Genomic DNA, 6,629 nt, shown 5'->3' with positions numbered 1-6,629 from the left:
CGGGGTGCTGCGACCCAGCGGCATCTTCAGCTTGCCGATCGACAGGATACGGCTTTCGGCGATGCGGTCGGCTGCCCGCTGCGGCGCGATGTTCTCGCGTTGCGACAGTTCGAAGATGCGGGTGAGGTTGTGGTAGATGCTGCGGATCAGGCGCATCGCGCGTTCGCGGTTGTAGCCATCGATCTCCAGCGACACGTTCATCACGCCGCCCGCGTTGACCGCGTAGTCAGGTGCATACAGGATGCCGCGCGCATGCAGTTCATCGCCGATTTCCAGGCTCGACAGCTGGTTGTTGGCGGTACCGCAGATGATCTTCGCCTTGATCCGCGGCAGGGTGTCGGCGTTGATCGCGCCTTCCAGCGCGCACGGTGCGAACACATCGGCGTTCACTTCGTGGATCTCGTCGGGCTTGACCGCTTCGGCGCCGAAATCGCTGACCGCGCGATCAACCAGCGCGCTGTCCAGGTCGGTGACATACAGTTTGGCGCCGCGATCGCGCAGCAGCTTGACCAGCTCCATGCCGATGTGGCCCAGGCCCTGCACTGCGATGCTGGTCTTGCCCACTTCCTCATGGCCGAACTTGAAGCGCATCGCCGCCATCAGCGCCTGCAGCGCACCGTAGGCGGTGAACGGGGCCGGATCGCCGGAGCCGCCATGGACCTGGTGCACGCCGGTCACGAACTGGCTCTCCAGGTAGATGTTCTCCATGTCGTTGACGTCGGTGCCGACGTCCTCGGCGGTGATGTAGCGCCCTCCCAGCGAGTCGACATAACGGCCGAAGGCGCGGAACAGTACTTCAGTCTTGTCCACTTTCGGGTCGCCGATGATCACCGCCTTGCCACCACCGACGTTGAGGCCGGCCAGCGCATTCTTGTAGGTCATCGTCCGGCTCAGCCGCAGCACGTCGGCCAGCGCCTCGTCGGTGCTGGCATACGGACGCATGCGCACGCCGCCCAGGGCCGGGCCCAGGGTGGTGTTGTGGATGGCGATGATCGCCTGCAGGCCGGCATCGTGGTTGTGGCAGAACACCACTTGTTCGTGGCCGGTGGTGGCGAGGGTTTCGAATAGCATGGCGTCTCCGATGGCGCGATCAGCGGCGAACTGCAGCGAACGGCCAGTGAACGGTAGGGTCCCAAAACAAAAAAAGCGACGTCGTCATGGCTGGGGGACGGGTCGCGCGGCGCCATTCTAGTCCATTCCCCTGGCCGGTGCCGTCGACATCGCATGCCTTCCGGTTAAAGAAGATGAAAGTGCGGCCGATGCTGCGACGACGGCGGGTGGCCGGATTGGCGTGAAGAGGCGGGCGGTCAGTGACGGCAAGGACATTGCAACGACAGGGCGGGCGGCGATGACAGCGGCCTGGTGGCGATCGCTGCGCGGCTGGCTGGCGCGTTCGACCGGGGCGGCACCGTCGCGGCTGGTTGCTGCGTCCCGCCAGGCGGTGGCCGCCGCAGCGGCGAGCCTGCAGGGCGAGGCGCTGCCCCCGGCCGAGATCGCTGCACATCTGCAACGTGGCCTGCATGCGCTGGCCCTGTACCCGCGTCTGGCCGGTGAATCCACGCCGGTGCAGGCCGCAGGGCTGGGCGAGGCGGTGGCGCGCGCGCTGCAGGACCGCAACTGGGCGGCCAGGCAGCTGCCCCGCCGGCCGCAACTGCTGCCGCAGCTGATCCAGACCGTCAACGACGATGCCGCCTCAGCGCGGGTGATGGCCGCGATCATCGGTCAGGACCCGGTACTGACCGGCAACCTGCTGCGCATCGCCAACAGCCCGGCCTACAAGGTGCATGAGCGCCCGGTCGAAAGCCTGCAGCGGGCGGTGACACTGGTGGGTACCGAAGGCGTGCGGCAGATCATCAGTGCGGTACTGGTGCAGCCGGTGATGCAGGTGCAGTGCGAAGTGTTCCCGCAGTTCAGCACGATCATCTGGGAGCACGCATTGCTGGCCTCGCGCGCGGCTGCAGACCACGCACGCACGGTTACCTTCGGTGATGCTTTCGCCGCGCAGTGGCTGGGCCTGGTGCAGGGACTGGGCGCGTCACTGGTAATGCGCCAGCTGGTGCAGGAAGCGCAGGCCCGCGGCGAGGCCGTGGAGCCGGCGTTGGCCCTGCAGATGTTGCAGCAGTGGTCGTTGCCGTTGGCGCAGCGGGTCGCCGCCGCATGGGAGCTGCCTGAGCCGGTTCACCAGGCCCTGGCGGTGGATGCAGAAGGGGCGCTGGCCGACAGCCTGCGCCTGGCCAGCGCCGCTGCAGCGGCCAGCCTGTTGTGCCGCCATGGGCATGCCAGCCAGAGCCGCATGCTGGCGCTGCTGGAGCAGCTGCCTTCAGCGCCGCCGCATGCATTGCGCTGGATCTGGCGGCGCCTGCATGGGCGCAGCGTGGAAACGCTGGATGGTGCCGGACAGGACCAGGCCGGCCCGGCGGCCTGAGTACTACAGCTGCGATTCGACCGGCAGCCAGCTGATGGCCCGCGCGGTCCAGCGCTTGCCCAGGCTCGCGCCGGGTTCGGCCTCCACCCAGTGCGGTGGCGGTTCACGCTCCAGCCAGCGTAGCCGGCCTCGGTCGTCCAGCGCCAGCCACCAGCTGTGCCTGGGGTCCGCCAGGCGCAGGTACTCATCGCGCAGCTGCGCCCCCAGCACCGGGTCGTCGAACAGTACGCCCATTTCGGTGTTGAGGTAGGCCGAGCGAGGGTCGAGGTTGAACGAGCCGACGAAGCCGCGGCGGTCGTCGACCACGAACGCCTTGGTGTGCAGGCTCGCGCCGCTGCTGCCGAACATGCCGGCATCGCCGGACTGCCCCTGCGCCTTCAGTTCGTACAGGTGGACGCCCGCTTCGAGCAACGGCACGCGGTAGCTCATGTAGCCGCCGTGCACGGCGGCGACGTCGTTGGCAGCCAGTGAGTTGGTCACCACGCCGACCTGCACGCCCCGCCCGGCCATGGCCGAAAAGCCATCCAGGCCTTCGTTGCCTGGCACGAAGTAGGGTGAGATCAACAACGTTTTGTGCCGGGCGGCCTGCAGCTCGCTGATCAGGGTCGACACCAGCCAGGCAGCGCGATCATCCCTGCGATGCTTCATCGGCGGGTCCGAGACGATGCGCACTGCACTGCTCCAGTGCAATGGCTCGGGACTCGGGCGTTGCCGCTGGCGCGATTCGGCCACGCGCGCAAGGTAGGGCCGGGCCACGTCCCGCTGCGCCTCATGATCCGATTCGCGCACCAGCAGGCGCAGCTGTGCATCGGTATGGAAGGCAAGCGCGGATACCGGAATGGCGGCCTCGCTGTTCCAGTAGTCGTCGAAGATCCGGTTGGCCTGCTCCACGGCAGGGCCGGCGACCAGCAGGTCCAGATCCTGGAAGTTCACATCGGTGCGCGCGCTGAAGTACTCCTCGCCGATGTTGCGGCCGCCGACGATCGCGACGCGGCCATCGGCGATCCAGCTCTTGTTGTGCATGCGGTGGTTCACGCTGAAGAAGCGTTGCACCATCTCTACCACGCGCAGGATGCCGGTCCGGTTGCGGAACGGGTTGTAGAGGCGGATTTCAATGTTGGGGTGCCGGTCCAGCGCCATCATCAGCGCGTCCTTGTCCTTGGCGTTCATGTCATCGAGCAGGATGCGCACGCGCACACCGCGCTCGGCGGCGTCATGCAGCGCCTTGGCCATCAGGTGGCCGATCAGGTCGTCGTGCCAGATGTAGTACTGCAGGTCCAGGCTGCGGCCAGCGTGCGCGGTGATCATCGCGCGCGCGGCGAAGGCATCCATGCCATCACTGAGGAACGCTACGCCTGATTGCCCGGGATGCGCGTCCTGCAGCGGCACGATCTGCTGGTCGATGCGGGTCTGCGCCGGCTGCAATGGCAGTACATGCGAGGGCGCGCCCTGTGCCTGTGGCGTGAGATGGTCGGCCAGCAGCAGCCCGGACAGGACCAGCAGCAACAGCGCGGCGAGGATGATTGCAGCGACGCGCAACAGGCGTCGCCACAGGGGCATGGGCAGGCTCATGCCTCGATGGTAGATCCACGCCCTGCGTGAAGGAATGCCTGCAGGATCGATAGGGCGTCAGCGCCCTTGACTTCGGCAAGGGATCCGACCCCGCGGGCGTCACGGATGGGGGGCGGACCCGTTTCTGCAGGAAAGGGCCCTGACCCGCAGGCCTCAGAACCGCTCGTCGCTGCCCAGGTAACGCCACTGCGCCGGCGGCAGCGGCCCCAATGCCACGCGGCCGATGCGCAGTCGGCGCACGGCCAGCACCTGCAGCCCGGCGGCGGTCACCGACACGCGCAGCCCCTTGGCGGTCAGCCCCTTGCCGGCAAAGCGCAGGCGCTGCTCGCTTTGCCAGCTGACCTTCGCGCCGCCGGATTCCTGCTGCAGCCGCGCCAGCAGCCACGGTCCTCGCTCGGGGCCGCCTTCGGCCACTTCGATCAGGTATTCCTGTTCGGTGCGGCCCAGATTGCGCTGTAGATGGGCCAGCGTGGCCGGATCCTGGCTGACCACCACCAGGCCGCTGTCGCTGGCCGGAAGTGCAGCGGCCAGCTGCAGGCCGTGGAAATGGCGCTGCAACGGACGGATGTCGCTGGCATCAAGTTCGCTGCGGCTGTCACTGCTGACCAGCGCACACAGGGTCTCAGCAGCAACGCCGGCCGGCTTGTGCAGCAGCATGCTGACCCGCTCGGCCTTTTCATCACTGGCCTGCTCGGCCACGACGATCACCACGCTGTCATCGACCGGGCGCTGTGGCTGTTCCACCACTTCGCCGTCGACCGTTACCCAGCCGCCTTCGATATAGCGCCGCGCTTCGCCGCGGGGGATGCCGAGCAGGGCGGACAGGCGTTTGTCGAGACGGATCGGTTCCATGGCGGGCAGGTCGGGCAGGGGGCGCGCAGTGTAGCTGCTGCGGCCGGTCAGCGCTGGCTGCGGTTGGCCAGCTCGGTCAGGTACAGACGGGTATCGAACTCCAGCTGCAGGTAATCCGGTTCCATGTGCTGGCACAGCTGGTAGAAGGCCTTGTTGTGGTCGGCTTCCTTCAGGTGGGCCAGCTCATGCACCACGATCATGCGCAGGAACGCCGCTGGCGCCTGGCGGAATACCGTAGCGATGCGGATCTCGCGGCTGGCCTTGAGGCGGTTGCCGTGCACGCGGGAAATGGCGGTATGCGTACCCAGCGCGTGCTTGATCACTTCCAGGGTGTTGTCGTAGCAGACCTTGTTGAGCGGCACCGACTTGCGCAGGTAGCGATCTTTCAGCGCCTGGGTGTAGTCGTACAGCTGGCGGTCGCTGCGCACCTCGTGCGGGTCGGGATAGCGCTGCTGCAGCCAGGGGCCGAGCTTGCCCTGCGCCAGCAGTTCGCTGACCTGGGCGACCAGGGGTTCGGGGTAGCCGGTGAGGTACTTCAGGACTGCCATGCAGGGGCGGCGGGGCGTCGGTAGAATGGAAGCATCCAAGATTACACGCGGTATGTACCAACCATGGCAAAGCCCAACGCGCTGCAGGAACAATTGCTCAAGGCAGGTCTGGCCAAGAAGTCGCAGGCCAGCGCCGCCGCGCGGGAGCAGGCCAAGGCCCGCCAGGGCAAGGCCGAATCGGCCTCGGCCGAGGTCCAGCGTGAGGCTGAACGTGCCCGTGCCGAGAAGGTCGAGCGCGACCGTGCGCTGGCCGCCGAGCGCAATGCCCAGGCCAGGCAGGCGGAACAGAAGGCACAGGCGAAGCAGATCATCGCGGCCCATGCAGTACCCCACAAGGGCGATGACGAGTATCGCTTCAGCGATGGCGCGGCGATCCGCACCCTGCTGATCGACCCCAAGCTGCGCAAGGCGCTGTCGGTGGGCGTGCTGGTCATCGTCGCCAATGGCGAGGGTTACGCCCTGCTGCCGCGCGCCGCCGCCGAGAAGGTGCGCGAGCGGGCTCCGGAGGCGATCATCGTCGACCACGGCCAGCCGGGCTCGACTGCCGAGATCTCCACCGGCAACGCCGAGGACGACGCCTACTACGCCCAGTTCCAGGTGCCGGACGACCTGATCTGGTAGGCAAAAAGGGGACGGAGGGGATTAAGTCGCGATCGCCCCGATTGGATCCGTTGGCGTTCTGCTCAGCTTGCTGAAGGCGCACCGGGCACGGCTCGGCGCAACACTGGCCTGCTCCTTTGTGCGCGGGTGTATCGTCCCCATATCAGGCGACACACCTGCGGAGGAAGACCATGGCCACCGGTTGGGCGGGAGATGGCGCGGTCCAGGACCAGATCGACGCCACCGTCGACGATGCGATCGCCCGCGCGCGCCGCCAGCTGCGGCAGGGCCCGGGCCTCGAGCACTGTGAGGAATGTGAAGCGCCGATTCCGTTGGCGCGACGTCGTGCTGTGCCGGGAGTTCGCCTGTGCGTGGCGTGCCAGCAGGCGCATGACGAAGAAGAGCAGGCGCATGCCGGTTACAACCGGCGTGGCAGCAAGGACAGCCAGCTGAGGTAAGGGGTGCTCGGCAGGGCTGCGCCATGCACCTGCTTGGAGCAACGGCAACGGCAACGGCAAAAGCGTGCTATCCGTGGGATGGCGGGGTGGGTCCGATTGAGGGGGACGCTGCAAGTACGTCCATGTAAGCTCGTTCGCCGCATCCATGCGGCTCACGCCCCTGCGCAGCCCCAC

At 67.3% G+C, this 6,629-nt stretch carries 7 protein-coding genes; 3 read left to right on the top strand and 4 right to left on the bottom strand.

Going from position 1 to position 6,629, the window contains the following annotated elements:
* Nucleotides 1–1,071: Glu/Leu/Phe/Val dehydrogenase dimerization domain-containing protein (locus N5E02_RS19625; protein ID WP_279946643.1), on the bottom strand; the 1,071-nt coding region annotated here is incomplete at its 3' end.
* 277 nt (nucleotides 1,072–1,348) lie between these two features.
* Here N5E02_RS19625 and N5E02_RS19620 point away from each other — a divergent pair.
* Nucleotides 1,349–2,425 (top strand): HDOD domain-containing protein, encoded by a 1,077-nt coding sequence (locus N5E02_RS19620; RefSeq protein WP_279946644.1) that lies wholly within the window; start codon nucleotides 1,349–1,351, stop codon nucleotides 2,423–2,425.
* A gap of 3 nt (nucleotides 2,426–2,428) precedes the next feature.
* On the opposite strand, the gene N5E02_RS19615 is transcribed toward N5E02_RS19620, so the two are convergent.
* From N5E02_RS19615 to N5E02_RS19605, 3 genes are all read right to left on the bottom strand, one after another.
* Entirely contained in the window at nucleotides 2,429–3,985 is a 1,557-nt protein-coding gene (locus N5E02_RS19615; RefSeq protein ID WP_231114083.1) for a phospholipase D family protein, read from the bottom strand.
* Between the two features lie 165 nt (nucleotides 3,986–4,150).
* On the bottom strand, nucleotides 4,151–4,849 hold the full coding sequence (locus tag N5E02_RS19610; protein ID WP_065185471.1) for an RNA pseudouridine synthase: 699 nt from the start codon (nucleotides 4,847–4,849) through the stop codon (nucleotides 4,151–4,153).
* A 47-nt stretch (nucleotides 4,850–4,896) separates the two neighbouring features.
* Nucleotides 4,897–5,397: a M48 family metallopeptidase gene (locus N5E02_RS19605; protein ID WP_065185472.1), complete on the bottom strand. Its 501-nt coding sequence runs from the start codon at nucleotides 5,395–5,397 to the stop codon at nucleotides 4,897–4,899.
* 63 nt (nucleotides 5,398–5,460) lie between these two features.
* Here N5E02_RS19605 and N5E02_RS19600 point away from each other — a divergent pair, with 63 nt between their 5' ends.
* Both N5E02_RS19600 and N5E02_RS19595 read left to right on the top strand, forming a co-directional pair.
* Nucleotides 5,461–6,018: a DUF2058 domain-containing protein gene (locus N5E02_RS19600; protein ID WP_005418186.1), complete on the top strand. Its 558-nt coding sequence runs from the start codon at nucleotides 5,461–5,463 to the stop codon at nucleotides 6,016–6,018.
* A 170-nt stretch (nucleotides 6,019–6,188) separates the two neighbouring features.
* Nucleotides 6,189–6,455 carry a DksA/TraR family C4-type zinc finger protein gene (locus N5E02_RS19595; RefSeq protein WP_005418184.1) on the top strand — a complete coding sequence of 89 codons (267 nt, stop codon included), beginning with the start codon at nucleotides 6,189–6,191 and terminating at the stop codon, nucleotides 6,453–6,455.
* Nucleotides 6,456–6,629 lie beyond the last annotated feature (174 nt).

Source organism: Stenotrophomonas sp. GD03777, from assembly GCF_029842485.1.
In the GTDB taxonomy this organism is placed as follows: Bacteria; Pseudomonadota; Gammaproteobacteria; order Xanthomonadales; family Xanthomonadaceae; genus Stenotrophomonas; species Stenotrophomonas sepilia.
Note: the sequence above shows the minus strand (reverse complement) of the source record. Positions and strands in the feature narration are given on the sequence as shown.